This is a genomic window from Lutimaribacter degradans, assembly GCF_023703375.1.
GTDB classification, from domain to species: Bacteria; Pseudomonadota; Alphaproteobacteria; order Rhodobacterales; family Rhodobacteraceae; genus Lutimaribacter; species Lutimaribacter degradans.
On record NZ_JAMQGO010000003.1, the window covers coordinates 308,754 to 333,714 of the forward strand.

Sequence of the window (24,961 nt, forward strand, 5' to 3'; positions counted from 1 at the left end):
TTGGAACCGACAGGAAAACAGCTGCACCGATGGGCATGAATAATGGCCCGGAACTGTCTCGTCCTTGGCAACCACTTTGCAAGTCACGGACCACCCAGATTGAAAAAGGCGCACCCGGACGGGTGCGCCTTTCCACATCGCAACGACGATAAGGTCAGTTGGTTTGTTCAGCGTCGTCCATCTCGGGTTCGGGCGATACGCTGGCGAGGTAGGCCCAGATATCGGCCGCATCGCCTGCGTCGCGCAGCCGATAGCTCATCTTGCCGCGGGCTCCGTTGTCATCAAGGTACTCGCGCAGATACCCTGTCGGATCCTGCACATAGGCCACGAAGGTTTCTTCATCCCAGACCAGCCCCGCTTCGCCCGCGTCTGCCATGGAGCTGGAATACCGGAAATCGTCATAAGTGCCGGCTGTGCGCCCGACGACACCCCAAAGGTTCGGTCCGGTCCGGCCACCGCGCACGATGTTTTCGCCCTCGGCGTCCTGGATCATGTGGCATGCCTTGCATTTGCGGAACTCTTTCTCGCCCGCCTCGGCATCGCCCGAAGCATGGCCGCCCGCATATGCGGCCGACGACAGCGCCACGAAGGTCAAGGTGCTCAGAACGGTTTTCATGGGTCTCTCTCCGCTGATTTATCTTCTTAGTGGTAGACCTAGCGCGCCGGGCGCGCTGTCAACCGGTCAGGCCACCGCGTGCGCGATGGCGCATTGTTTCCACAACACGCTTAACGCTTCGACAAGGTGATTGATATCGGCGTCGGTATGCAAGGGCCCGGGGGTAAAGCGCAGCCGCTCGGTGCCCTTAGGCACGGTGGGGTAATTGATCGGCTGAACATAGATTCCGTAGTCGCGCATGAGGATATCGGCCAGCTGCCGGCATTTCACCGGGTCCTTGATCATCACCGGGATGATGTGGCTGGCGTTGTCCAGGTGCGGAATGCCTCGCTTGTCCAACTCGGCCCGGAGCCGCGCCACCTGCCGCCGCTGCTGCCGGCGTTCGGTGTCCGAAACCTTGAGATGCGCGATCGACGCTTGCGCCGCCGCGGCCACGGCGGGCGGCAGGGCCGTGGTAAAAATGAACCCGCTGGCAAATGAGCGAATGAAATCGCACAACGCCGCCGAGCCCGAGATATATCCGCCCACGCAGCCAAATGCCTTGCCCAGCGTGCCTTCTATCAGGTCGATACGATGCGCCAGCCCGCGTTTCTCGGAAATGCCGCCACCGCGCGGGCCGTAAAGGCCCACGGCGTGCACCTCGTCAAGATATGTCATCGCGCCGTGTTTCTCGGCCACCTCGATGATCTCCTCCATCGGGCAAATGTCGCCATCCATCGAATAGACCGATTCAAAGGCCACGATCTTGGGTGCGTTGGCGGGCAGGGCGGCGAGTTTGCGATCCAGGTCTTCTGGGTCGTTATGTTTCCAGATCACCTTTTGACAGCGCGCATGGCGCATCCCTTCGATCATGCTGGCATGGTTCAACGCGTCCGACAGGATCACCGCGTCAGGCAGGCGGCTTCCCAGGGTGCTCAACGCGGCCCAGTTCGACACGTAACCGCTGGTGAACAGCAGGGCCGCCTCTTTCCCGTGCAGCTCGGCCAATTCGCCCTCAAGCGCCACGTGGTGGCGCGCCGTGCCTGAAATGTTGCGCGTGCCGCCCGCGCCGGTGCCGCATGCATCCACCGCATCCTTCATCGCCTGGCGCACAACCGCGTTCTGGCCCATCCCAAGGTAATCGTTCGAGCACCATACCGTCACCTTGTCCGGGGCACCGTCATCATGGCTGCGCGCGCGCGGGAACTCACCGCACTCGCGTTCAAGTTCGGCAAAGATGCGGTAATTGCCTTCTTCTTTCAGCGCTTCCAACTGCGCTGCGAACATGGCGTCAAAATCCATGATGTCCCTCCACGTTTCCTTTTGTTTCCTTGGACGCGGGCAACATCCAGCGCCACAGCTTGGCATCGGGCAGCGGCACCACCATCAGCCAATGTTCCAGCAATGCCAGCGCGCTGATCGCGCCCAGCAAGGCAAAACCAACCATTTCGCCCGGCGCGGTTACCGCCCATAGCCGCTCCAGCCAGCACGCGACCGCGAAAGACAGCCCCGTGATCGACACCGGAAACAGCCAGTTCGCCCGCCGCACGCGGAAATGGCTTGGCAAGTGCTGCAAGGCGCCGGGTATGAACTCGGTATTGATGCGCGGCACCCCGAAATACAGGTTCAACTTGGCCGAGATCCGCGCGAAATAAAGTATCACAAAGGTCCAGAAGCCAAAGATGTTGGCCGCCCCGTCGCCCTGCCACCACAACAGCAACAAGGCGGCCAGCAGCGCCATCTCGTGATAGGCCACGGTGCCCCAGGCCCTGATGAATCGCTCCCACTCGGGCAGATCCTTGGGGCAGGGGCGCAGGTTCGGCCCCGTCACTATGCCGGTCAGGAAGGCCAGCTCGATCCAGCCCCAGATCGCCAGCGCCGCCAGGAACCCGTGATAGGCCGATGCAGGCCCCGTGCCTTGCAGCGTCGCCGCGTATCCCCAAAGGCCCAGCCCCAGAACGGGCAACCCGCCCAGTGTCACCCCCAGCCCGGCTCGTCCGCCAACCCGGTCGGCCAGTCGCACCACCAGCAGGATCGCGCCCGTGGAAAACCACCACAGGAACAAGGCCGTCAGGGCTGCTATCCAGGGATCGGCCAGGCTCATGCCGCTATTTTCCTCTTGCTGAAAATACCCCCGGGGGTCTGGGGGGGCGCGCCCCCCCCCCCGGTCGGCGCCGCAGGCGCCGAACCCACTCAATAGACCGGCTCCAACCGTGTGCTCGCGGGAACGCGATGCTTTTTCGCCGGTATCGTGTAAAGCGATGCGAAACACCATGCCGCCCTGGCCGAGCCTGCCATCTGGCTCAACTTGCCGCCCAGGCCGCCGCGCGTCTTGGCCCGTGCAATCTGGACATTGGCCCGGTGCAGCGCTTCCAGCGTTCTTTGCCAGCGCGGATGATCGATATTCAGCGTGATCGGAAATATCTGTTTGGTCAGTTCGGAGGTCTTTGTGAACACCTCGTGCGCGTACCAGTCCGGGTCCACCCCCAGCGCCTTGTGAAAGGCGGGGCGCTGATGGTCGCGCACGTACATCGTGGCGTAAACTGCGGTCAGGAAGAACTTGATCCAGAAAACGTTCTTGCCGCTTGTCAGCCTGGGGTCGGTCTTCATCAGAAGGGCAAAGGCCTCGCCGTGGCTGAACTCGTCGTTGCACCATTCCTCGAACCACTTGAAAATCGGGTGAAACCGGTGCTCGGGGTTGGCCTCGAGATGCCGAAAGATCGTGATATAGCGGGCATAGCCGATCTTTTCCGACAGGTAGGTGGCGTAGTAGATGAACTTTGGCCGGAAATAGGTGTATTTCTTGGATTGGGTCAGGAACCCCAGGTTCACCCGCAGCCCGGCCTCGCGCAGCGCATCGTTGATGAACCCCGCGTGACGCGCCTCGTCGCGCGCCATGAGCTGGAACAGTTGCACGATGTCGTCGTTGTTGCCGCGCCGTTTCATTTCCTTGTACAGAACGCAGCCAGAGAACTCGGCCGTGCAGGAGCTGATGAGGAAGTCGATGAATTCCTTTTTCAACGCCGGGTCCATCCCGTCCCAGTCAACGTGGTCCCAATCCTCGTTTTTCTTGAAATGCCCCTTGTTGGGGTCGCTTACCATCTGCGCGATCAGCTTGTCCCAGTCTTCGCGCACCGGTGATACGTCGATCGCGTCCAGCTCGTCGAAATCCGTGGTGTAAAACCGTGGCGTCAGCAGCGTGTTGGACATCGCCGTTTCGGTTGCGAAATCGTCGTCGAACCTTGCCTGCTCTTCCTGGATGGCCAGGCCCTCTTCGACGGTTGCGGCGTCGGCGGAATGTTTCACGGGCGCATTCATAGCGTCACCTCCTCGGAGAATGAGAACTCGCACAGTTCCATGACCTCGAAATCGCCGGTCAGGCGGGTCCAGAGCTGCTCCAGCTTGCTGGCGCGCAGAATGATGGCCTCGCGATCCTCGGTCACGATCTCACCGAAAGGGGCCATGATCTCGGGGCCCTGCACGCGAACCTCGTCACCGGGGTAGACGACCGAGCCGTCATTGAACCGCACATGCGCGTGCAGGCTTTCGAACTTGTGGCTTATCTCGACGGTGCAGGGCACGCGTTCGATTTCTTTTGTCAGCAGACCCATTTTGTGTGTCCTCCCTTGGATCAGTCCAGCAGCCTGGCGAAGGCCCTGGCGTTGTCGGCACCGAACCCCATCAGGTCGGCGCTCCACCCCGTCAGGGGGTCATGAATGGCCATCCGGCCGTTTTCGCCGCGCGTCAGTCGCACGGGCGCGTTCAGTGGCAAACCGGCCTTGCGGCGATTGAACTCGATCACCCGCGCCACGCCCGAGATAAAGCCGCCCGCCTCGGGCGCCAGGTCGGCGATCAAGGTGCCGTCGGGGGTGGTGATGCGCACCGCCCCTGACATCTCGGCATCGAGAACGAACGCCGTTTCGGCCACCGTTTTGCTGACCGGCGGGGTCGAGGTGGCGGGCCGGCCGCTGATGGTTGCCGACGTGACGATGGTCATTGATGCCACGATCAGAAAGGCCACGCCGCGCAGCAGAACCGGGGGGATCTTCTCGGGCTCGCTCGGGCGATGGCTGGAATGGGCAGATTGGTATTGCATCGGTTAGCCCCTTATTCGGCCGCAACGGGGGCTGTGGCCCCGGCCGTGGTCTTGCGTGTCACTTGCGGGGTGGCGATGCGCGCCTCGGCGGCATCCGAAATCATCGCGGCAATACGTTCGGCATCGGGGATACAGCGCAGCGCAGGTTGCGCGGGAACACGCCAGGGCCGCACATGGGGCCAGCAGGTCAGATAGCCCAGCTTGACATCCTCCGGCACCTCGAAGGCGATGGTGCCCACGCCCCGCCGCCGCATCTGGACCGAAGCATTGATGAGCTGATTATACGGCAGGTTCAGCGTCACGGTCAGCGCCGCGCCGATCCGCATTGCCACGCGCCGGTTGGTGACCGTGTAGACGGTGGTGCGTGCCTGCACGTAACCCACGATCACCAGCAGGGAACAGACGATCAGCCCCGCGATGAGGAACGGCACACTGAGCGCGACGGTCTCCATCAACGGGCGCTGGTCGATCAGCGACACGAAACGCCATGCCGCCAGAACACCAAAATAACCCATGATCCACCAGACGTTCAACGCGTCTTTCGACAGCGCCCACCAGTCGGGGCGGCCCTGCCAAAGAACCTGTTCGCCCTCGGGCGGGCGTTCCGGCAGGCCCTTGACGGGTTCGATTGCAAAATCATCGTGGCTCATGGCTGTGTCCTCCGGCGAGCGTGTCGTTCGTATGGCTTAAAGTTGCGGTTCAAGCCGCGCATCGTCGGCGTAGAGCTTGCCGCCGGCGTAATAGGCGCTGATCTTGTCTTCCTCGAGCTTGGTCACCTGCGTGGTGGACGCGGTTTCCGGCACGCCCGCGAAATGCTCGGCATAGATCGCGTGTATCCTGACGCGGTTCGACTTGATCTTGGCCAGCGTCATCGGCACCAGGCGCTTGCCGCCTTCGTCCAGCTCGATTTCCAGGTAACGCACCAGTTGTTCGGGTTCGTCGATCCACATGTCGGTGATCCGGCCTACCAGCTTGCCATCGCCGGCTTGCACCGGCAGCCCGCGCGGGTCGCGCCCGGCGGAAACATGAAAATGATCAGACGACGCCATCGGGATGATCTTTGGCTTGCCGTGCGCGTCCAGTTCGGGCACGTCTTTGCGGCTCACCCAGGATGCCGGGCCAATGCCGTCGGCCAACGGGTTGCCCGTGGGCACGAAAGGAAAGCCGTTGGCCCCAGCGGTGCGCGCCAGCTTGTCATGCACATCGGTGCGGTCGCCCGGCTGGCCCGAGGGCACGGTCAGCTCACCCTGGTTGTTGGGCAGAACGAATGTCTTGTCCTTGGGCACCGGAAACAGGCCCTGGTTGGCCGCCTCGTTGCCGTCTTCATCGACAAGGGGAAACCCCTCGCGCATATTCTCGGTCTGGAGGTAGTAGATAAGCCCGGCGAAAAAGATCCAGAACAGCCACAATGTCAGGCTGGCCAGGTCGAAATTTGCAAAGAATGCGTTAGACATTTTCCTGTCCTTTCGGTCGGTTCAGGTGGGAAAGTCGGCAAGCCCGATACGCCCGGCCTTTCCGCTTTGGTGAATCGTGCGGCCCCGGAACCGCACGAGCGGCCCCAGCGCGATGAGGGTGACGAAAATCAGGGCGATCTCGGTGTGATAGACAAAGGAATACCCGGTGGCCGGTGACATCAGCGGCGTGCCCCAATCGCCCGACATGGCCTGGGCGTTGACCGCGTCGCGCAGCGTGCCGCCGATGGCGATCGAAAGGCCTGCGGCTGTGGCCTGCGCCGCGCCCCAGGCGCCCAACGCCAGGCCACGACCGGCCAGGCCCTGTGCCGGCATGGTCATGGCGGCGGTCAGCGTTGCAACACTGAACAACCCGCCGCCGAACCCGATCAACGCGGCCCCCGCGAAAAACAATGTACCCGAATCCAGCGGCGCGGCGAAGATCACCGCCGAAAAGGCGATAAGCCCCACCAGCAGCCCGCTGCCTGCCATGCGATAGGCATCGCGCCCCCGCGCCAGCCCGCGCCCCGCCAGGCCAAAGGCCAGCAGCGCCCCGGCGGCCCAGGCGGCTGTCAAGAACGTGGTGGCGCTGACCGAAAGCCCGAGGATTTCGCCGCCATAGGGCTCAAGCAGCACGTCTTGCATGTTGAAGGCCATCGTGCCGATGAACACAACCGCCAGCAGGCGGCCCGCCTGCCCGCCACGCGCCAGATCGGCCCAGGCATCGCGGAAGGACGGGGTGGGCGCCTCGCGCGCTTCGCGGCTCATGGGGCGCACGCGTTCCTGTTTCCACAGCGCGATCACGTTCAGCGTGATGGTTACAACGGCCGCGCCCTGCACCACCTTGATCAGAAGGATCTCGTTGAAATCGCGCAACAGCCAGCCGATCACGATGGCCGACAGGGCCATCCCCAGCAGGTAACTCACGTAAAGCAAAGCCACCACGCGCGGGCGGGTTTCATCCGTTGCGCGGTCGGCGGCCAGCGCCAGCCCGGCCGTCTGGGTCATGTGCATGCCCAGCCCGGTCATCAGAAACGCCAATCCGGCAAGAACTTCACCGGCGAAGGGCACATGATGCACGGTATTGCCCCCCAGCACCAACAGGGCCGAGGGCATCACCGCCAAGCCGCCGAATTGCCACAAGGATCCGAACCAGAGATAGGGAATACGCTTCCACCCGATCGCGCTGCGGTGGTGATCGGATTTGAAGCCCAAAAGCGCCCGGAACGGCGCCGACAGAACCGGCAGGGCGATCATGATCGCAACGATCATCGCGGGCACCGACAGCTCGACGATCATCACCCGGTTCAGCGTGCCCAAAAGCATCACGCCGGCCATGCCGACCGACACCTGGAACAGCGACAGGCGCAGCAACTGGCGCAGGGGCAGCGCGTCGCTGGCAGCATCCGAAAACGGCAGCATGTTCATGCTGAACTGTTTCAGAACCTGCGCGCCCTTGCTCATGCGGTGAACTCCAGCGCCTGGGAAATGTAAAACCCGACCGAGACACGCCCCGCGTCGCGCAGCCGCCCGATGTCGCGGGTGACATGCGCCAACCGCTTGGGTGCATGCGGGATCATCACCGGGGAACGATCAGACCGGGGGAAAACCTTGCCCGCATACCACATGCCCATCAGCAGGGGCGTGCGCGGCGCGACCGTGAACACCACGGGCCCGCCGGTGCGCTTGCCAAGCGTCGCCAGGGCAGCGCGAATGTCATCGGCGCGGTAATAGATCAGGCTGTCCATCGCCATCACCGCGTCGAACCGGCCATGTGCGGCATCCAGCATGTCACCGGCGCGGAACGTGACGCGCGGGCGCATCGCCTCGGGCATGCGCGCCTGGGCAATTCCCACAAGCTGCGGCGAGATATCCACCGCCACCACCTCAGCTCCGCGCGCGGCCAGGTCTTGCGTCATCATCCCGGTGCCACAGCCCGCATCCAGCACGCGGGCCCCCGACAGGTCATCAGGTAGGCAGGCCAGCATCCGGGCGCGCATGTTGTCACGGCCTCGGCGCACCGTTTCACGGATACGGCTGACGGGGGCATCGCTGGTCAGGCGGTCCCAAACCTTGGTTGCGGTCTTGTCGAAATAGGTTTCGACCCGCGCGCGCGTGGCGTTATAGCTGGGGGTGTTGGTGGCGTCAGACATCAATCGAACCCCAGAAGCTCAAAGATTTCACGGTCTTCCATCGGTGCCGGGCTCAACGGGTCGGTTCCGGAATAAAGCTGCTCGGCCAGCCGGATGTATTCGGCCCGCGCCAACACGATGTCCTCTTCGTCGGGCATCTCGAACAGCGTTTTCTTCTTAAGGCGGCTGCGGCGGATGGCGTCGTAGTCGGGCATATGCGCGATACGGTTAAAGCCCACCTCGCGGCAGAACCGGTCCACCTCGTCGGTGTCCTTGGAGCGATTGGCCACGCAACCGGCCAGCCGTACCTTGTAATTGGCCGACTTGGCCTGCACCGCCGCGATGATGCGGTTCATGGCGTAAATCGAGTCGAAATCATTGGCCGTCACGATTACCGCGCGATCGGCGTGTTGCAGCGGCGCGGCAAAGCCGCCGCACACCACGTCGCCCAGCACGTCGAATATCACCACGTCGGTATCTTCTAAAAGGTGGTGCTGCTTCAGCAGCTTCACCGTCTGCCCGACCACGTAACCGCCACACCCCGTCCCGGCGGGCGGTCCACCAGCCTCGACGCATTTCACGCCGTTCCAGCCTTCGGTCACGAAATCCTCGGGGCGCAGCTCCTCGGCGTGGAAATCGACCTCTTTCAGGATGTCGATCACCGTGGGTTGCAACTGGCCTGTCAGGGTAAAGGTGCTGTCGTGCTTAGGGTCGCAACCGATCTGCAGAACGCGCTTGCCCAATTGCGAAAACGCGGCCGACAGGTTCGAACTGGTGGTCGATTTGCCAATTCCACCCTTGCCATAGACCGAGAAAACCTTGGCGCCCTCGATCTTCATGGTTTCGTCCTGATGCACCTGGACCGAGCCTTCGCCATCCTGGCCTTTCAGTACCGGGGGGCTTTCCACCCGCCGCGCTTCCAACCCCGCGGCTTCGCGCATGTTGGCGCGGGCTGCGGGCGGGTTTTTTGCGTCCAATGGGCTCATAAGGGCCTCCTTTGTGACACGGGTTGCGCCCGCATCTTCATCTTGCCAGGTAAATTCCGGGGGCTGAGGCCGAGGGCCCAACGGGGCTGGCTCCCATTTCCCCGCGTGCCGCAGGCGAAAGCGTTTGCAAAACACGTCCTCATTCCGCTGCCACCCCTTCCACCCTGTCTTCCAGGGCATCGGCCGCGTCCTGCAGCGCGGCCAGGGTTTCGGCATCGGGCTGCCAGTAGCTGCGGTCGCTTGCTTCAAGCAGGCGGTTGGCCATGCGACTGGATGCGACAGAGTTCAGCTCGGCCAGCCGCGCGCGCATCTCGGGGTCCAGCACGAAGGTTTCGCTAAGCCGCTGGTAAACCCAAGGCTCCACCTTTCCGGTTGTGGCCGACCAACCCATCGTGTTGGTTACCTGCGCCTCGATCTGGCGCACGCCTTCGGCGCCGTGCTTCAGCATTCCTTCGAACCACTTAGGGTTCAGGCTGCGCGACCGGGTTTCCAGCGCCACCTGGTCGGCCAGTGTGCGGACCTTGGCCGCGCCACGCGTCTGGTCGCCGATATAGACGGCAGCCTCGGTGCCCTTGGCGCGTTTGACAGCGCGGGAGATGCCGCCCAACGTGTCGAAATAATGATCGACCGTCGTGACGCCCAGCTCGACCGATTCAAGGTTCTGATAGGCCACGTCGACATCTTTCAGCGCCTGTTGCAGCAGAACCGGGTTGGCGCTCGCCTTGCCATTCACACCATAGGCAAAGCTCTTGCGTGCTTCGTAGGCGTCGGCCAGTTCGTCTTCGTCGCCAAAGGCGCTGCTGTCGACCAGCGCGTTCACGTTCGATCCATATGCGCCCTCGGCGTTGGAAAACACGCGCAGCGCGGCGGTTTCCAGGTCGGTGCCCATCTTTTCCATGTAATCCAGCGTATGCGCGCGGATAAAATTCATCTCTGGCGGCTCATCGGCCTGCGCGGCCTGCAAGGCGGCATCGGCCAACAGGCGCGTTTGCAGCGGCAGCAGATCGCGAAAGATGCCCGACAGAGTAATCACCACGTCAATGCGCGGGCGGCCCAGTTCGGACAGCGGGATCAGGTCTGCGCCCGACAGGCGGCCAAAGGCATCGAAGCGCGGCCGGGCACCCAGCAGCGCCAGCGCCTGCCCGATCGGCCCGCCATCGGACTTGATATTGTCCGACCCCCACAGAACCAGCGCGACCGAGCGCGGCATTTCCGGGTGCGCATCCAGCAGAAGTTGCGCCTGTTTCGCGCCTTCGCGGCAGGCATATGCGCTGGGCATGCGGAACGGGTCAAAGGCATGGATGTTGCGCCCCGTGGGCAGCACGTCGGCGCTGCGGATCAGGTCGCCACCATGCACGGGCGGAATGAACCGCGCGTCCAGCGCCCGCAAAAGCGCGGGGATTTCGTGGTCTTCCTCCAGGATCGAAAGCACCCGCGCGCGGGTTTCGGCATCGGCATCTTCCATCACGTCGGCATAGGCCGCGCGCTCGGTTTCCGTCAGCGTCTTGCCCAGGATGTGCAGCCCGTCGGGGATCAGCGCATCCTCGGTTTCCAGCAGCTTCAGCCACATCTGGGCGGGGTCGATGCCGCCCATGTCGACCGCCTCGGCCTGTTCGGCGATCAGTGCTTCCAGGTCGTCGCGCGCGTCGCTCTGGTCCATGCCACGCCAGCGCGTTAGGCTGTCTTTCAACTCTGACAGGCCCTTGTACAGGCCCGAGGCCGCCAGCGGCGGCGTCATGTGCGTGACGGTGATGGCGCCCGCGCGCCGCTTGGCAAGCGCGGCTTCGGACGGGTTGTTCGAGGCATAAAGATACACGTTCGGCATTTCGCCGATCAGCCGGTCGGGCCAGTCGCGCGCACCCATGCCAGATTGCTTGCCCGGCATGAACTCCAGCGCGCCATGCATACCGAAATGCAGCACCGCGTCGGCCTGGAACGTGTTCTTGAGCCAAAGGTAGAACTGCACGAAAGCATGGGTGGGCGCGAACCCGCGCTCGAACAACAGGCGCATCGGGTCGCCTTCGTAGCCAAAGGTTGGCTGCACGCCCACGAACACGTTGCCGAAATGCTGGCCCAGCACGAACACGCCGCGCCCGTCTGATTGCACCTTGCCCGGCGCCGGGCCCCAGACGGCCTCGACCGCCTTCAACGGCGGGGTGTTGGCGACGATGTGATCGGCGCTGACATGGGCGGCCACGTTGGCCTCTTGCCCGTATTGGCGGGCGTTGCCCTCAAGCACTGCGGCGCGCAGCGCCTCGACCGTTTCGGGCACTTCGATGTCATAGCCATGCTCGGCCATGCGCAGCATGGTGTTGTGCAGGCTTTCGAACACGTTGAGATAGGCCGCCGTGCCCACCGCGCCTGCGTTGGGTGGAAAGCCGAACAAAACGATGGCCACCTTTTTCTCGGCCAGCTTGCGGCGGCGCAGTTGTGCCAGTCGCACCACCTTTTCGGCCAGGCTGTCGATGCGCTCACGGCAGGGGGCCATTGCCCGGTCGGTGCCGGCGCAGGGGCAGGCATATTGGCATCCGGTGCAGCCTTCGGCCCCGTGGCGTCCACCGAAAACCGTGGGGTTGGTCGCGCCATCCAGCTCGGGCAAGGCGATCAGCATGGTGGTTTCGATCGGCCCCAGGCCCTGTTCGCTGGTCGACCATTGGCCCAGCGTCTGAAACTCCAGTGGATGCGCGGTGACGTAGGGAATATCCAGTGCCTTCAGCACCTCGACCGCGCCGACGCTGTCGTTATAGGCAGGCCCGCCGACCAGGCTGAACCCGGTGAGCGACAGCAGCACGTCGATATGTGCGCCACCTTCTTGGTTGGCAAAGAATTCGGCAATTGCCGGGCGGCCGTCCAACCCGCCTGAAAAGGCCGGCAGCACGCGCAGGCCGCGCGCTTCCAACGCGCGGATGACCGCGTCGTAATGCGCCGTATCCGACGACAAGATGTAGGACCGCATCATAAGCAGGCCCACGGTGCCCACGGGCTTGTCCGGGCCCTTGATGTCGGCGGGCTCGGTGGTGATGCGGTCAGCCAGATCGGGGTGGTAAAGCGCCACCTCGGGGTATTCCTGCGGCTCGGCGGCCTGCGCACCTAGCCATTCGGGGCGCGTGGCAGCATATTTGCCCAACAGATAGCGCACCATCTGCTCGATATTGTCGTCGGACCCGCCGAGCCAGTATTGCATGACCAGGAACCAACTGCGCAGATCCTGCGCCTTGCCGGGGATCATCCGCAGGATACGGGGCAGGCGGCGCAGCTGTTTCATGCGCTTTTCGCCGCTGTCGCTGTTGGGTTTCGACCCGCCGCGCAGCTTTTTCATCAGCTTCATCATACCGCTGGCGGGTTGCGACATGTCCAGCCGCCCCAGCTTGGTCAGCTTGATGATTTCGGCATCGGCGATTACGCCGATCATCCCGTCCAGCCGGTCTCGAACCGCGTGCAGATCGTCGATAATGGGGCGAATATGCTCTTCAAGGAACAGCAGGTTCGCCACGATCATGTCGGCCTCGGCGATGCGGGCCTTGGTCTCGGCCAGGGCGTCGGGAGTTTCGGCCCATTCCGCGGCGGCGTGCACGCTGACGCTCAGGCCCGGGAAATCCTGCACCAGGTTCACCCCGGCACGCGCCACCGGCCCGGCCGCGTGGGCGTCCAGCGTGATAATCACGATGTTGTAGGGCCTGATGCCCGCTGTCACATCATCACCGCGCATAATGGGCCTTGGCCTCGTAGAGTGTTTCAACGCTGATCTCGGATACGCCACGTTCGGCGGCGAAGTTTTCGGTGTTGCGCCGTGCCTTGCCGCGCACGAAGAACGGAATTTTCTTCAGCTCTTTTTCGGCTGTGGGCAGCCATACGACCGCGACGCCGGTTTCCATCCGGGGCTGGTCGGCCGCCTCGGGCTCTGGGGTGGGCGTTGCGTTCATCTCGCGCAGCTTGGCCTTGTGGCCGTGATGGCTGGCGCCGGCGTCGTCGTGAAACTCGAAATCGTCGCGAAACATGTGCAGCAGGTGCTCTTCCAGCCCCATGACCAGCGGGTGCACCCAGGTATCGAAGATCACGTTCGCGCCCTCTATCCCCATCTGGGGCGAATAGCGCGCCGGGAAATCCTGCACATGCACGGGCGCGCTGATCACGGCGCAGGGAATGCCCAGGCGCTTGCCGATATGCCGCTCCATCTGGGTGCCCAGGATCATCTCGGGTGCCAGAGCCTCGATCGCCTGTTCGACTTCAAGGTAATCGTCGGTAATCAGCGCCTCGACGCCGTAATCTTTTGCCAGCTTTCGGATGTTGCGCGCCTGTTCGCGGTTGTAGCAGCCCATGCCCACCACCTCGAACCCCATCTCGTCACGGGCGAGGCGGGCGGCGGCGGCCACGTGGGTGCCATCGCCGAACAGGAACACCCGCTTTCCCGTCAGGTAGGTGGAATCGACCGACGCGGAATACCACGGCAGGCGCAGGCGGCTGTCGTCCAGCGTGGCGGAACGGCCGGTGAACGCGGCCACCTCGGCCACGAAATCGCGTATCGCGCCCACGCCGATGGGCACGGTTTTCGTATAGGGCAGATCCAGCTCGCGCTCCATCCAGCGGGCGGCGGTCTCGGCGGTTTCGGGATACATCAGCACGTTGAAATGCGCGGCACCCATCCGGGCAATATCGGCCGGCGTGGCGCCATAGGGGGCCACGACATTCACGCCGATGCCCATATCTGCCAGCAGCGAAGTCAACTCGGTGATATCGTCGCGATGGCGAAACCCAAGCGCCGTCGGCCCGATCAGGTTGGCGGTGACATGCGCGGTCTTTTGCAAAGGCGTCGCGAGCGATTTGACGATCTGGTAGAATGTTTCATCTGCGCCGAAATTTTCCTTGCGCTGGTAGCTGGGCAATTCCAGTGGAATGACAGGCACCGGCAAGCCCATCGTTTCGGCCATGCCGCCCGGATCGTCCTGAATCAGCTCGGCAGTGCAGGACGCGCCGACGATGATCGCCTGGGGTGTGAACCTTTCATATGCATCGCGCGCCGCGGTCTTGAACAGGTTGGCGGTATCGGCGCCCAGGTCACGCGCCTGGAAGGTGGTGTAGGTGACGGGCGGGCGATGGTTGCGCCGCTCGATCATGGTAAACAGCAGGTCGGCATAGGTGTCGCCCTGCGGCGCGTGCAAGACGTAATGCAGGTCTTTCATCGCCGTGGCGACGCGCATCGCGCCCACATGCGGGGGCCCCTCATATGTCCATACTGTCAATTTCATGAGGGCACCTCATGCAAATTGGCAGGCCGTGCGGGAAAGCTATTGGCGCAGCCCGTTGCGGACGCACCTTGTTGGCCATCTGGGCGATACACCATCATTCCGCGGCCTCCGTCCGAAGCAGCGCACGGCGGCGCAGCGGCCGCGAGAAAAGCCCGGCCAGATCGCCGGCCTGCTCGTAGAAATGCACCGGGGTAAAGACCAGCTCGATCGCCCACTTTGTTGTCAGGCCCTCGGCCTCGAGCGGATTGGCCAGGCCAAGGCCGCAAACCGTCAAATCGGGGCGGGCGGCGCGGGCGCGGTCCAGTTGCAGGTCAACATCCTGGCCTTCGGCAAAAACCGGGCCCTCGGCCATCAAATCCATATCGGGGCCGACCAAGTCCTTGTGAATGAAGGGCGCGCCAACCTCGACCGCTTGCATCCCGCATTCACGGGTCAGGAACCGGGCCAGCGGAATTTCAAGCTGGCTGTCGGGGAAGAAAAACACCGACTTGTCCTCCAACACCTCGGCGGCCTGCGCCACGGCACGGCGCGCACGGGCGCGGGGCGCGTCTGTGACCTGGGCGAATGTCTCGTCCGAGATGCCGAATTCATCGGCCACGGCGCGCAGCCAGGCGGTCGTGCCCTGCTCGCCGAACGGAAAGGGGGCAGGAATGTGGTTTGCGCCACGGCGCGTCAGTGCCGCGTGTGTCTCGCCAAGGAACGGTTGGGTCAGCGCGAAAACCGTGTTGGGGCCGACGTCCACCGGATCATCCGCCCGCGCCGATGGCAGCACGGTTATAGGCCCGATGCCCATGCGGCCCAGCAGGTCAAGCGCCTGGTCCTGCACCACGTCTGGCAGCGCGCCGACCAGCATCAACTGGCGCTCTTCCGTTTCGGGTAGCGTGGGGACCATCGCCGCAAGGCAGGCGTCCTCGCCCTCGGTAAAGGTGGTTTCGATCCCCGAACCCGAGAAATTGATCACCCGCACATGCGGCCCGTGCCGTGCCGACAACTTTTCTGCCGCCTTTTCCAAGTCAAGTTTGATAACCTCTGACGGGCAAGAACCGACAAGGAAAAGCTGCCGAATATCGGGGCGGCGCTCCAGCAGGCGGCCCACCTCGCGCGCAAGTTCATCCTGCGCGTCGGCCATGCCAGCCAGGTCGGTTTCTTCCAGGATCGCGGTGCCGAATCGGGGTTCGGCAAAGATCATCACGCCCGCGGCCGATTGCAGCAGGTGCGCGCAGGTGCGCGAACCCACGACCAGGAAAAACGCATCCTGCATCTTGCGGTGCAGCCAGATGATCGAGGTCAACCCGCAGAAAACCTCGCGTTGGCCGCGTTCCTTGAGGATGGGCGCGTTGCGGCACCCCCGGCCTGTTTCGGTGACATCTTTCATGCCTGCTGCCCTTCTGCCTGCAGCCGGGCCATGCGCAGTTTCCACAGGAACTGCCCGGCGTTGATGACGTAGGCAAGGTAGGCTGCCAGCGCGATCACCATCTGTTCGACCGGGCCGAAACTGCCGGTCCAGACCGCCCACACGTAAATACTGTGCAGGGCGATGACGCCGAAACTGACGACGTCTTCCCAGAAAAAGGCAGGCGCGAACAGGTACTGCCCGAACACGATCTTTTCCCAGATCGCGCCGGTCACCATGATCGTGTAAAGTACGCCTGTCTTGACGATGATCGACAGGGTCGCTGCCCAGTATCCATCCCCGGTCCAAAGGTAGCGCAACACCAGCGCCAGCGAGACGAGGAACACCAGGAATTGCAACGGTGCCAGGATACCTTGCACCAGCGTCCACACCGTCGCATCGCGCCGCGCGCGTTGTTCAGGGGTGTAAAGCCCGGTGGATGGTGTTGCACTGGCATGATGCGTGGACATGGCCGATTCCCTCCTTGCCATGATCCGAGCGTAGCGGCGTGGCAGCCAAAGTGTCAATTAAAAGTTACACATAGTAGATTGGAGATCTGATGCCTTTTCGCGCACGAAAGGTCAGGAATGAAATATGCTAAAGCATTGCCGCAAAACACTAAAAATATAATACCAAAATCGCTAGTGACGAAATGCGCCTGATGGGTGTCTATATTCTTTGACAAACAGTCAACGATGCATGACACTATTTATGGACGCTTACCATCATCATCCGGTGCGTCTTTCCAGCCGGATGCCGGTAAAAGCGAGGAGCGCCGCAATGGTCGTTGATTTATCCCGGAAACGCCCGTTAGGGGCCGCCAGCCGCCACGTCGATGCATTGGCCAGATCTGTCCTGACATCATTGCGAAGCTATCCGTCGGCCGAAACGCGCGCCAGGTTGTCAGACGCCGCGCATGACCTCGCGTCATGGTCGGCCAGTCCGAATCCCTTCGATCCCGACCAGGTTCTGACCGATCTGAAAGAGCGGAATCTTGGCAGTGCCGACCTGATGGATTATTGTATTCCCGAGGCAACGATGCTTGTGGGGCAGGGCTGGCAAGACGACGCCGTGCCTTTCTGGCAAGTCAGCCTGTCCGGGGCCAGACTTTACAGCCTCGTCAAAAGGATAAGCGCGGAATGGGCGCTGCCCTCCAGCCGCGAAAGGCGCCTTGGGGTGCTGCTGGTCATCTGTGGTGACTATGGTCATGTGCTCGGCTCGGCGCTGCTGTCTGACCAGATGCGGCGCGCGGGCTGTTCGGTCAGCGTGATGATGGACGATTCACGCGAAACTGTCGTGGCTTCGCTCAACCAGGGGGGGTTTGACCTCGTTGTATTTACCTGTTCGACTCTGGAAGTGCTTGAACCTGTGAGTCATCTGGTTAAACAGATCAGGAACGAGGCATGCGTGGTTCCGCCAATTGTTCTTGGTGGACCTGTCATGGACTATGCCGATAATATCCTTGAGGTGACAGGCGTCGACTTGGTCACAAGGGATATAAAGGCGGCAATCGGTCTGTGTTATCGACCGGCGGTGCATGCGGAACTGAAAGTGGCGGAGTAATGGTCTCGGATAGCACGCCTGTTTGGAAAGGAGGGTCGATTCCAATGATCGAACCCGACCTTTTGAATTCCGTGCTCGCGGCCGAGTCCGACGTTGCCCTGATCGTGTCCGACACGGGGCATATCCAATCGGTATTGATTGATCCGTCCTCGCCTATGTCCGGCGTGACCAGCGATTGGGAGGGGCGTTCGCTCCGCGATTTGCTGGGCCCCGACAGCGCACCCAAAATCGACACCCTGCTGACCCGGCTTGCGGATGGCGAAAACCCGCCCCGTGCGATCGAGGTCAACCATATCGACGCGGGCGGCTCGTTGCCTGTGCGCTACTCGGTACATCCGCTGCAAAAGGACGGCTCGCTGCTGTTTCTTGGCCGCGATCTGCGCGTGATCGCAGAAACGCATCGGCAATTGGTGCAGGCACAGGTCGCCCTTGAACGCGGCTACGAAGAGCGGCGCGAATACGACGCCCGCTATCGCATGTTGCTGGCCAATACGCGCGATGCGGTCGTGTTCGTGTCTGTCAGTGACGGGCGTATCAAGGATTTGAACGCGCCGGCCGCATCGCTGCTGGGTGCCACCCGGGACGAGCTGACAGGCGCCCCGTTTTCGCAAGAATTCAAGGACCGTCGCCGGGGCGAATTCGTCGATGCGTTGATTGCGCTGGCCATGTCCGATGCGACCGAAGACCTGACGGTGCAGGCGCGGCGCAGCCGGTACAAGCTGCATGTGCACCCTGCAATGTTTCGCGCCGCCGGTGAGCGCATACTGATTTGCCGAATCGAAGCGGCAACCGACGGGTTGGCGCTGGATGACCGCCTGACTTCGAATCTTTCGGCCTTGTATCGCGGCAGCACCGACGGCTTCGTGTTTACCGATCTCAAGGGCATGATCGAAGACGCGAACGAATCGTTCCTCGAGCTGACCAACTCTGCACAGGTCGGCGAACTGCGCGGGCGCAGCCTTGCCGATTTCCTGGCCCGTGGACAGATCGACCTGAGCGTTATGCTTGAAAACGCCATGCGTTCGGGGCACATGCGCAGCTATTCCACGCGTCTGACCAACGATTTCGGCGGCAAGATATCGGTGGAAATGTCGGTGGCGCATCTGAATGGCCGCGATAAACCAGCCATGGCCTTTATCATTCGCGATGTCAGCCGGACCGAGGCATTGCGCGGCGGCCCGCCCGTGATCGGTGGCGATGAAACAGCCCATTCCAGCGTGATCGAGCTTGTGGGCTCTGCCTCGCTCAAGGATATCGTGGCCGAAACCTCGGAAGTGATCGAAAAACTGTGTATCGAGGCCGCGGTTGACCTGACGCGCAACAACCGCGCGGCCGCCGCCGAGATGCTGGGGCTGTCGCGGCAAAGCCTGTATGTCAAGCTGCGCAAATACGGCCTGCTGCACAAGGACAGTGACAGCTAAGCCGCTGACGAAGCCTGTTTTTCCTTTAAAATTAACGCACTACCCCTGTAAGGCCCATCCGGCCGCTGGATGACGAGTTTTCTTGCAACGACTCGAAGTGTCAGGCAAGCTAGACACATGAGCGTTACGACAGATTTACACTCTCGCACGATCCCCGAACCGGCGGCGATGTTGCGGCTGATCAAGCCGATCACCTGGTTTCCGCCGATGTGGGCCTATCTGTGCGGCACGGTATCGTCGGGTGTGTCGCCCTTGGAAAAGCCCGCGCTGGTGGTGCTGGGCATCATCCTGGCCGGACCGATTGTCTGCGGGATGAGCCAGGCCGCCAATGACTGGTGCGACCGGCATGTGGACACCATCAACGAACCCGACCGCCCGATCCCGTCGGGGCGTATCCCCGGCCGTTGGGGCCTGTGGATCGCCCTTGCCATGTCGGCGTTGTCGTTGCTCGTGGGCGCGACCCTGGGGCCGTGGGGTTTTGCCGCCACGGTTGTCGGTGTTCTGGCGGCATGGGCCTATTCGGCCGAACCCGTGCGCCTGAAACGCTCGGGCTGGCTGGGGCCGGGCCTGGTAGGGCTGAGTTATGAAACCTTGCCGTGGTTCACCGGCGCCGCGGTTCTGGCGGCAGGCCGCCCCGATTGGCCGATCATCTGGGTCGCGCTGCTGTACGGCATCGGCGCACACGGCATCATGACGTTGAATGACTTCAAGGCGTTGGAGGGCGACCGTCAGATGGGCGTCAACTCGCTCCCGGTTACGCTGGGGCCCGAACTGGCGGCCAAGGTTGCCTGCGCCGTGATGCTGGTGCCGCAGGCCGGCGTGGTGATGCTTCTGGCCCAATGGGACAGGCCCGCGCACGCGGCGGCCGTTCTGGCACTGGGGCTGGGGCAGGTCTGGGCAATGTCGGTCATGCTGCGCGACCCGCGCGCAAAGGCGCCTTGGTACAACGGCACCGGCGTCCTGATGTATATCACGGGGATGATGGTCGCCGCCTTCGCCCTGCGCGGATTGGGGGCGATGTAGAATGACGCTCAGCTGGGTTTCGATCATCCGCCTTGGCCTGGTTCAGATGGCGCTGGGCATGATCGTGGTGCTGACGACGGCCACGATGAACCGCGTGATGGTGGTAGAGCTGGCATTGCCCGCGATTCTGCCGGGGCTGCTTGTCTCGCTCTACTATGGCACGCAATTCCTGCGCCCGCATTTCGGCCACGGGGCCGACTCAGGCGGGCGGCGCACACCCTGGATCATCGGGGGCGTCGCCACGCTGGGCGCCGGCGCGATGCTGGCCGCCTTTGCCGTTGGTCTCATGGCGCAATCGACCGCCCTTGGCATCGCAACGGCCATTCCCGCCTTTCTTCTGATCGGGCTGGGCATCGGGGCGGCGGGCACCAACTTGCTGGCGCTGCTGGCCGCCCGCGTGGCGCAGGGGCGGCAGGCCGCCGCCGGCAGCGCGGTATGGATCATGATGATCTTCGGCCTTGCCGCCACCGGCATAACCGCCGGGCAGTTGCTTGATCCTTACAGCCCCGCGCGGCTGCTGGCCGTCACCGCCGGTGTGGCCGGCGTGGCGCTGACACTGACGCTGATCGGCACATGGCGGCAAGAACGCACGCCCGCCCCTCAGAAATCCGGCAAAACCCGCAAACTGGCCTTTCGCGCCGCCGCCGCCGAAATGTGGGCCGATACCCGCGTGCGGGCCTTCACCATATTCGTCTTCGCCTCGATGCTGGCCTATAATCTTCAGGATCTTATCCTCGAACCCTTTGCCGGGCACGTGTTTGGCATGACCGTGGGCGAAAGCACCGCGCTGGGCGGGATGCACCACGCCGGCGCGCTGGTCGGCATGGTGGCTGTTCTGCTGTCCGGCACGGCGCTGGCGCGCTGGCTCGTCGTGCCCGTCCGGGTCTGGATCGTGGGCGGGTGCCTTTTGTCGGGAGCGTCGCTTTTGGCGCTGGCCTGGGGCGGGATGCACGCGGCCACTTGGCCCGTTGCACCCAACATCTTCATCCTTGGCCTGGCCAATGGTGCCTTTGCTGTCGCCGCCATCGGCGCGATGATGGGCCTGGCCCGCGAAGGCGATGAAAACCGCGAAGGCATCCGCATGGGCCTGTTCGGCGCCGCGCAGGCCATTGCCTTTGGCGCCGGCTCGTTTCTCGGAACTGCCGCCGCCGACATCATGCGCAGCCTCACGCCCTCTGACGCGTTGGCCTATGGCACCGTCTTCGCCGCCGAGGGCGGGGTTTTCCTGATCGCTGCCATTCTGGCGCTGTCGCTCAACACGCAACCCAGGCCGGCACCCATCGCCGACATGATACCGGGAGAGTAAGGACACCATGTATGACGTTGTCGTTGTGGGCGGGGGGCCTTCGGGCGCCACAGCCGCCGAAGATCTGGCCCTGCAAGGCCGCACAGTTGCGCTGATCGACAGGGCAGGCCGCATAAAACCCTGCGGCGGCGCCATCCCGCCCCGCCTTATCCGTGATTTCCGCATCCCGCAAAACCAGCTGGTGGCGAAAATCCGCACCGCACGCATGATCTCGCCCACCGGGCGACGGGTCGATATTCCCATCGAAAACGGTTTTGTCGGCATGGTCGATCGCGACGGTTTCGATGAATACCTGCGCACCCGTGCGGCCGAGGCCGGGGCCGAGCGCCACACCGGCACCTACCTGCGGATCGAGCGCGACACATCCGGCACCCATGTCATCTATCGCGACAAGGCATCAGGTGACGAGGTGACGCTGACTACCCGCATGGTCATCGGCGCCGATGGCGCGCGGTCGAACGTGGCCCGCACCGAAGTGCCGGGCGGCGACCGCATCCCTTACGTCATCGCCTACCACGAGATCATCGAGGCACCGGGACCGCGCGGCGATTATCACCCCGACCGCTGCGACGTGATCTATGATGGGCGCATCAGCCCCGATTTCTATGGCTGGGTCTTTCCGCACGGAAAATCCGCCAGCATCGGCATGGGGTCATTGGTGAAAGACGTTGACCTGAAAAAGGCCACCGCCGACCTGCGCGCAGCCAGCGGCCTGGCCGACTGCCCCACCATCCGCCGCGAGGGTGCGCCCATCCCGCTCAAACCGCTTGATCGCTGGGACAATGGCCGCGACGTGGTGCTGGCCGGTGATGCGGCCGGCGTTGTCGCGCCGTCCTCGGGTGAGGGGATTTACTACGCCATGATGGGCGGGCGCGTCGCCGCCACCGCGGCCGAGGCCAAGCTGAAATCGGGCCTGATCCGTGATCTGCAACTGGCCCGCAAACTGTTCATGAAAGAGCATAAATCGGTCTTCAAGGTGTTGGGCGCGCTGCAGGACGCCTATTACAAATCCGACGAGCGGCGCGAACGCTTTGTCAGCCTGTGTCATGATGTCGACGTGCAACGCTTGACCTTCGAGGCATACATGAACAAGGAACTGGTCAAGGCCCGGCCCTTGGCGCACCTGAAGATTGGCGTTAAGAACTTAGCCCATCTGACAAGGCTTGTTCGGGCGGAGTACGTATGACGACCATGATCCCGGCCTGGGTGAACGGAGATTTGACCCCGGTCGAAAAGCTGGACGCGCACAAGCGCGGGCTGCGGCACAAGGCCGTGTCCGTATTCGTGATGGATGGGAACCGCGTGCTGATCCAGCGCCGCGCGTTGGGCAAGTATCACACGCCGGGCCTGTGGGCGAATACCTGCTGCACCCACCCCGATTGGGACGAAGATGCCGCCACTTGCGCCAACCGCCGCCTGCAAGAAGAACTGGGTATTACCGGCCTGACCTGCGAGCATCGCGGGCAAGTCGAATACCGCGCCGATGTTGGTAACGGTTTGATTGAACATGAGGTGGTCGAGCTGTTCCTGGCCCGCGCCACCCCCGGCCTGCCGATCCGCGCCAACCCGGCCGAGGTGATGGAAACCCGCTGGGTTGCCGTCGACGTACTGGCACAAGAGGTCGCCCGGAACCCTGAGCGGTTCACGCCCTGGCTGCGCATCTACCTGGCCGATCACGCCGACCTGATTTTCGCGCCCGCCACCTGAGCAGCGCGCCGTGAAAGCACGCCCGGTTGACTGCCCTTCCATTCGTGTGAAAACCGCGCGGTTTCCGGCACAAACCGCACAAGGTTTGCACATTTAAACGCGCCATAAATATACGGAATTAGAACGGAGGGCCCCGGGCAACCCCCGGAACCCTCCGCCACCCCACGTGCTCCCTACGCACCACACGTGATCTTGGAATAAGGGTCCGGCCATCCTGCCCGGATGTCTTTTCCTAACGCATCGTTCTACGCGCGGGCAAAGGAAAACTATTGAAAATACAGTGAAAAACGAAAACGCCCGCCGGTGGCGGGCGCAAATCCACAGTCGCTTCCGGGCTTAGCCGTAAACCGATTCCTTGCCGAAATGCTTGGTCAGCATGTAATACACGACGGCGCGGTACTTGTTGCGCTCCGAACGGCCATACGTGTCGATCACGCTGTTGATCGCCTCCATCAGCGCGGGGCTGTCCGAAAGACCCAACTTCTTGATAAGAAAGTTGTTTTTGACAGTCTCAAGCTCTCCCTCCTGGGTGGCCGCAACGGTCGAGGCATCGTCATCGTAGATTGCCGGCCCGCATCCGATCGTCACCTTGGTCAGCAGATCCATGTCAGGTTCCATCCCGCATTTCTTGCGCAGATCGTCGGCATACCTTTCGATCAGATCATCACGTTTTCCCATATCACTCTCCCACATTGCGGCCCCTGGGGCCTTTGAAAAAAAGGGTTTTTATGACTTTGAAAACAAAGTTAGCGCCTGTTGCGTCGTGCAGAAAGGGAAAATTTGCCGTGTGGCTTCAACCCGCCAGCATGCGCCGTATCACCTCCGGATCTGCGCTGCCCGGGGCGCGCCCCTCACGCGCCATTTCCGCCACCAGCGCCGTGACCGCGTCATTCACCGGCGTCGTGATACCGGCAAGCCGCCCCAAAAGGGATATTTCGCCGGACAAATAGTCGATTTCCACGCTACCTCCACGCGCCAGGCTTTGCGCGGTTGAGCCACCGACGGTTTTCAGCCCCTCGATCTTGCCCATGCGCATTAGATCATCCCGCCGCGGATCGGCGCTTGCGCTTACGTCCTGCCAGGTGATCCCATGTGCCTCAAGCGCCGCCACCGCTTCGGTCTTGGCGGCCTGGTAAAGGTCGTCAAGCTCGGCATCCTTGCCGAACGCCGCGGTCAGACCGTTCTGAAGGTTCAAGACCAGCTTGCCGTATTTGCTGGCCATGACGTCTTCGTGCAGGAAAGGCGCGATCATGCTGCCATCGAAAGCCTTCGCCAAGCGCTTGTCGTGGGCATCGGTGCCGTTGGGAAAACGCCCGATATCGAACAGGCCGAATTTCGGCTCGCAAAAGGCGGCCACCTCGCCGGGGTCAAGATAGCTGCCGGGAAGCATCACCGTCACGCCATGCACATTAGGGAAAAGCCGCAGCGCCATGCGTTCATTGGCAACGCCGTTTTGCAGGCAAAAGATCGCTTGCGTCGTCACACCCGCGGCCCGCAGCGCCTCCAGTGCCGGGAGCGTGTCTTGCGTCTTCATGCACATCAAGATCAGGTCATCGCCACGGAAAGAGATTTCCGCCGGTTTCGCGACACATTCGAACCGGTGAACCTTGTCATGGACAGGGCTGCGCAAGTGCAACCCGCGCTCGCGGATGGCCTCAAGCATCCTGCCGCGGGCAATGCCAACCACACCAACCCCATTGTCGCAAAGCGCGGCTGCAACGGCCCCGCCAATTGCCCCTACGCCGTAAACGATCACACGCATTGCGTATCCCCCCAAATGAAAAGGCCCCGGAAATTCCGGGGCCTATCGTGATGCGCTAACGCACGAGTATCAATAGCGGTAATGCTCGGGCTTGAACGGTCCCTCGGGCGTTACGCCGATATACTCGGCCTGCTCGGCCGAGAGCGACGACAGCTTGACCCCGATCCGATCCAGGTGCAGACGAGCAACCTTTTCATCCAGGTGCTTGGGCAGGATGTAGACCTTGTTTCCGTAGTCCTCGCCCTTGGTCCACAACTCGATCTGCGCCAGGACCTGGTTG

At 62.8% G+C, this 24,961-nt stretch carries 24 protein-coding genes; 6 read left to right on the top strand and 18 right to left on the bottom strand.

From position 1 onward, the window contains the following. Positions 1 to 154: 154 nt before the first annotated feature. The 15 genes from M8744_RS07815 to bchF form a co-directional block, all read right to left on the bottom strand. Positions 155 to 616: a c-type cytochrome gene (locus M8744_RS07815; protein ID WP_251412135.1), complete on the bottom strand. Its 462-nt coding sequence runs from the start codon at positions 614 to 616 to the stop codon at positions 155 to 157. Positions 617 to 682: 66 nt separating this feature from the next. Beyond that, positions 683 to 1,897: a 5-aminolevulinate synthase gene (gene hemA, locus M8744_RS07820; RefSeq protein WP_251412154.1), complete on the bottom strand. Its 1,215-nt coding sequence runs from the start codon at positions 1,895 to 1,897 to the stop codon at positions 683 to 685. Continuing rightward, the gene (puhE, locus tag M8744_RS07825; RefSeq protein ID WP_251412169.1) at positions 1,887 to 2,699 is read right to left on the bottom strand and encodes a putative photosynthetic complex assembly protein PuhE; all 813 of its coding nucleotides are present in this window, start codon (positions 2,697 to 2,699) and stop codon (positions 1,887 to 1,889) included. Before puhE ends, hemA begins: the two co-directional genes overlap by 11 nt. Before the next feature lie 89 nt (positions 2,700 to 2,788). Beyond that, positions 2,789 to 3,913: a magnesium-protoporphyrin IX monomethyl ester (oxidative) cyclase gene (gene acsF / locus M8744_RS07830; protein WP_251412197.1), complete on the bottom strand. Its 1,125-nt coding sequence runs from the start codon at positions 3,911 to 3,913 to the stop codon at positions 2,789 to 2,791. After that, positions 3,910 to 4,206 carry a hypothetical protein gene (locus tag M8744_RS07835; RefSeq protein WP_251412200.1) on the bottom strand — a complete coding sequence of 99 codons (297 nt, stop codon included), beginning with the start codon at positions 4,204 to 4,206 and terminating at the stop codon, positions 3,910 to 3,912. The genes acsF and M8744_RS07835 overlap by 4 nt, the downstream gene beginning before the upstream one ends. A gap of 20 nt (positions 4,207 to 4,226) precedes the next feature. After that, on the bottom strand, positions 4,227 to 4,691 hold the full coding sequence (gene puhC / locus M8744_RS07840) for a photosynthetic complex assembly protein PuhC (protein WP_251412220.1): 465 nt from the start codon (positions 4,689 to 4,691) through the stop codon (positions 4,227 to 4,229). 11 nt (positions 4,692 to 4,702) lie between these two features. Next, entirely contained in the window at positions 4,703 to 5,341 is a 639-nt protein-coding gene (puhB, locus tag M8744_RS07845; protein WP_251412232.1) for a photosynthetic complex putative assembly protein PuhB, read from the bottom strand. Between the two features lie 36 nt (positions 5,342 to 5,377). Continuing rightward, the gene (gene puhA / locus M8744_RS07850; RefSeq protein ID WP_251412248.1) at positions 5,378 to 6,145 is read right to left on the bottom strand and encodes a photosynthetic reaction center subunit H; all 768 of its coding nucleotides are present in this window, start codon (positions 6,143 to 6,145) and stop codon (positions 5,378 to 5,380) included. 21 nt (positions 6,146 to 6,166) lie between these two features. Beyond that, positions 6,167 to 7,606 (bottom strand): PucC family protein, encoded by a 1,440-nt coding sequence (locus M8744_RS07855; RefSeq protein ID WP_251412251.1) that lies wholly within the window; start codon positions 7,604 to 7,606, stop codon positions 6,167 to 6,169. Next, positions 7,603 to 8,295, bottom strand: a complete 693-nt coding sequence (gene bchM / locus M8744_RS07860; RefSeq protein WP_251412266.1) for a magnesium protoporphyrin IX methyltransferase — start codon at positions 8,293 to 8,295, stop codon at positions 7,603 to 7,605. Before bchM ends, M8744_RS07855 begins: the two co-directional genes overlap by 4 nt. Next, positions 8,295 to 9,215 (bottom strand): ferredoxin:protochlorophyllide reductase (ATP-dependent) iron-sulfur ATP-binding protein, encoded by a 921-nt coding sequence (bchL, locus tag M8744_RS07865; protein WP_251412492.1) that lies wholly within the window; start codon positions 9,213 to 9,215, stop codon positions 8,295 to 8,297. Before bchL ends, bchM begins: the two co-directional genes overlap by 1 nt. Before the next feature lie 184 nt (positions 9,216 to 9,399). Next, positions 9,400 to 12,969 (bottom strand): magnesium chelatase subunit H, encoded by a 3,570-nt coding sequence (locus M8744_RS07870; protein WP_251412282.1) that lies wholly within the window; start codon positions 12,967 to 12,969, stop codon positions 9,400 to 9,402. Then, complete coding sequence (bchB, locus tag M8744_RS07875) at positions 12,959 to 14,506, bottom strand: ferredoxin:protochlorophyllide reductase (ATP-dependent) subunit B (protein WP_251412295.1); 1,548 nt, start codon at positions 14,504 to 14,506, stop codon at positions 12,959 to 12,961. Before bchB ends, M8744_RS07870 begins: the two co-directional genes overlap by 11 nt. A 94-nt stretch (positions 14,507 to 14,600) precedes the next feature. After that, positions 14,601 to 15,881: a ferredoxin:protochlorophyllide reductase (ATP-dependent) subunit N gene (locus M8744_RS07880; protein WP_251412309.1), complete on the bottom strand. Its 1,281-nt coding sequence runs from the start codon at positions 15,879 to 15,881 to the stop codon at positions 14,601 to 14,603. Beyond that, positions 15,878 to 16,369 carry a 2-vinyl bacteriochlorophyllide hydratase gene (gene bchF / locus M8744_RS07885; protein WP_251412312.1) on the bottom strand — a complete coding sequence of 164 codons (492 nt, stop codon included), beginning with the start codon at positions 16,367 to 16,369 and terminating at the stop codon, positions 15,878 to 15,880. Before bchF ends, M8744_RS07880 begins: the two co-directional genes overlap by 4 nt. A 229-nt stretch (positions 16,370 to 16,598) precedes the next feature. On the opposite strand from bchF, the gene M8744_RS07890 reads away from it, so the two are divergent. From M8744_RS07890 to idi, 6 genes are all read left to right on the top strand, one after another. After that, a complete protein-coding gene (locus M8744_RS07890) occupies positions 16,599 to 17,462 on the top strand; it encodes a cobalamin-dependent protein (protein ID WP_251412315.1) in 864 nt (287 codons plus the stop codon). Between the two features lie 44 nt (positions 17,463 to 17,506). Continuing rightward, positions 17,507 to 18,883 (top strand): transcriptional regulator PpsR, encoded by a 1,377-nt coding sequence (gene ppsR / locus M8744_RS07895; protein WP_251412342.1) that lies wholly within the window; start codon positions 17,507 to 17,509, stop codon positions 18,881 to 18,883. A 117-nt stretch (positions 18,884 to 19,000) separates the two neighbouring features. Further along, a complete protein-coding gene (gene chlG / locus M8744_RS07900) occupies positions 19,001 to 19,906 on the top strand; it encodes a chlorophyll synthase ChlG (protein ID WP_251412345.1) in 906 nt (301 codons plus the stop codon). A 1-nt stretch (position 19,907) separates the two neighbouring features. Continuing rightward, positions 19,908 to 21,212: a BCD family MFS transporter gene (locus tag M8744_RS07905; RefSeq protein ID WP_251412348.1), complete on the top strand. Its 1,305-nt coding sequence runs from the start codon at positions 19,908 to 19,910 to the stop codon at positions 21,210 to 21,212. Positions 21,213 to 21,219: 7 nt separating this feature from the next. Beyond that, complete coding sequence (locus M8744_RS07910; protein ID WP_251412363.1) at positions 21,220 to 22,398, top strand: geranylgeranyl diphosphate reductase; 1,179 nt, start codon at positions 21,220 to 21,222, stop codon at positions 22,396 to 22,398. Continuing rightward, positions 22,395 to 22,919 carry an isopentenyl-diphosphate Delta-isomerase gene (gene idi, locus M8744_RS07915; RefSeq protein WP_251412366.1) on the top strand — a complete coding sequence of 175 codons (525 nt, stop codon included), beginning with the start codon at positions 22,395 to 22,397 and terminating at the stop codon, positions 22,917 to 22,919. Before M8744_RS07910 ends, idi begins: the two co-directional genes overlap by 4 nt. A 336-nt stretch (positions 22,920 to 23,255) precedes the next feature. Here idi and M8744_RS07920 read toward each other — a convergent pair whose 3' ends face one another. The 3 genes from M8744_RS07920 to M8744_RS07930 all read right to left on the bottom strand — a co-directional run. Continuing rightward, entirely contained in the window at positions 23,256 to 23,597 is a 342-nt protein-coding gene (locus M8744_RS07920; RefSeq protein ID WP_251412370.1) for a DUF2853 family protein, read from the bottom strand. Positions 23,598 to 23,712: 115 nt separating this feature from the next. Continuing rightward, complete coding sequence (locus M8744_RS07925) at positions 23,713 to 24,681, bottom strand: ketopantoate reductase family protein (protein ID WP_251412373.1); 969 nt, start codon at positions 24,679 to 24,681, stop codon at positions 23,713 to 23,715. Positions 24,682 to 24,750: 69 nt separating this feature from the next. Continuing rightward, the coding region (locus M8744_RS07930; RefSeq protein WP_251412376.1) for an adenosylhomocysteinase at positions 24,751 to 24,961 on the bottom strand (211 nt) is incomplete at its 5' end.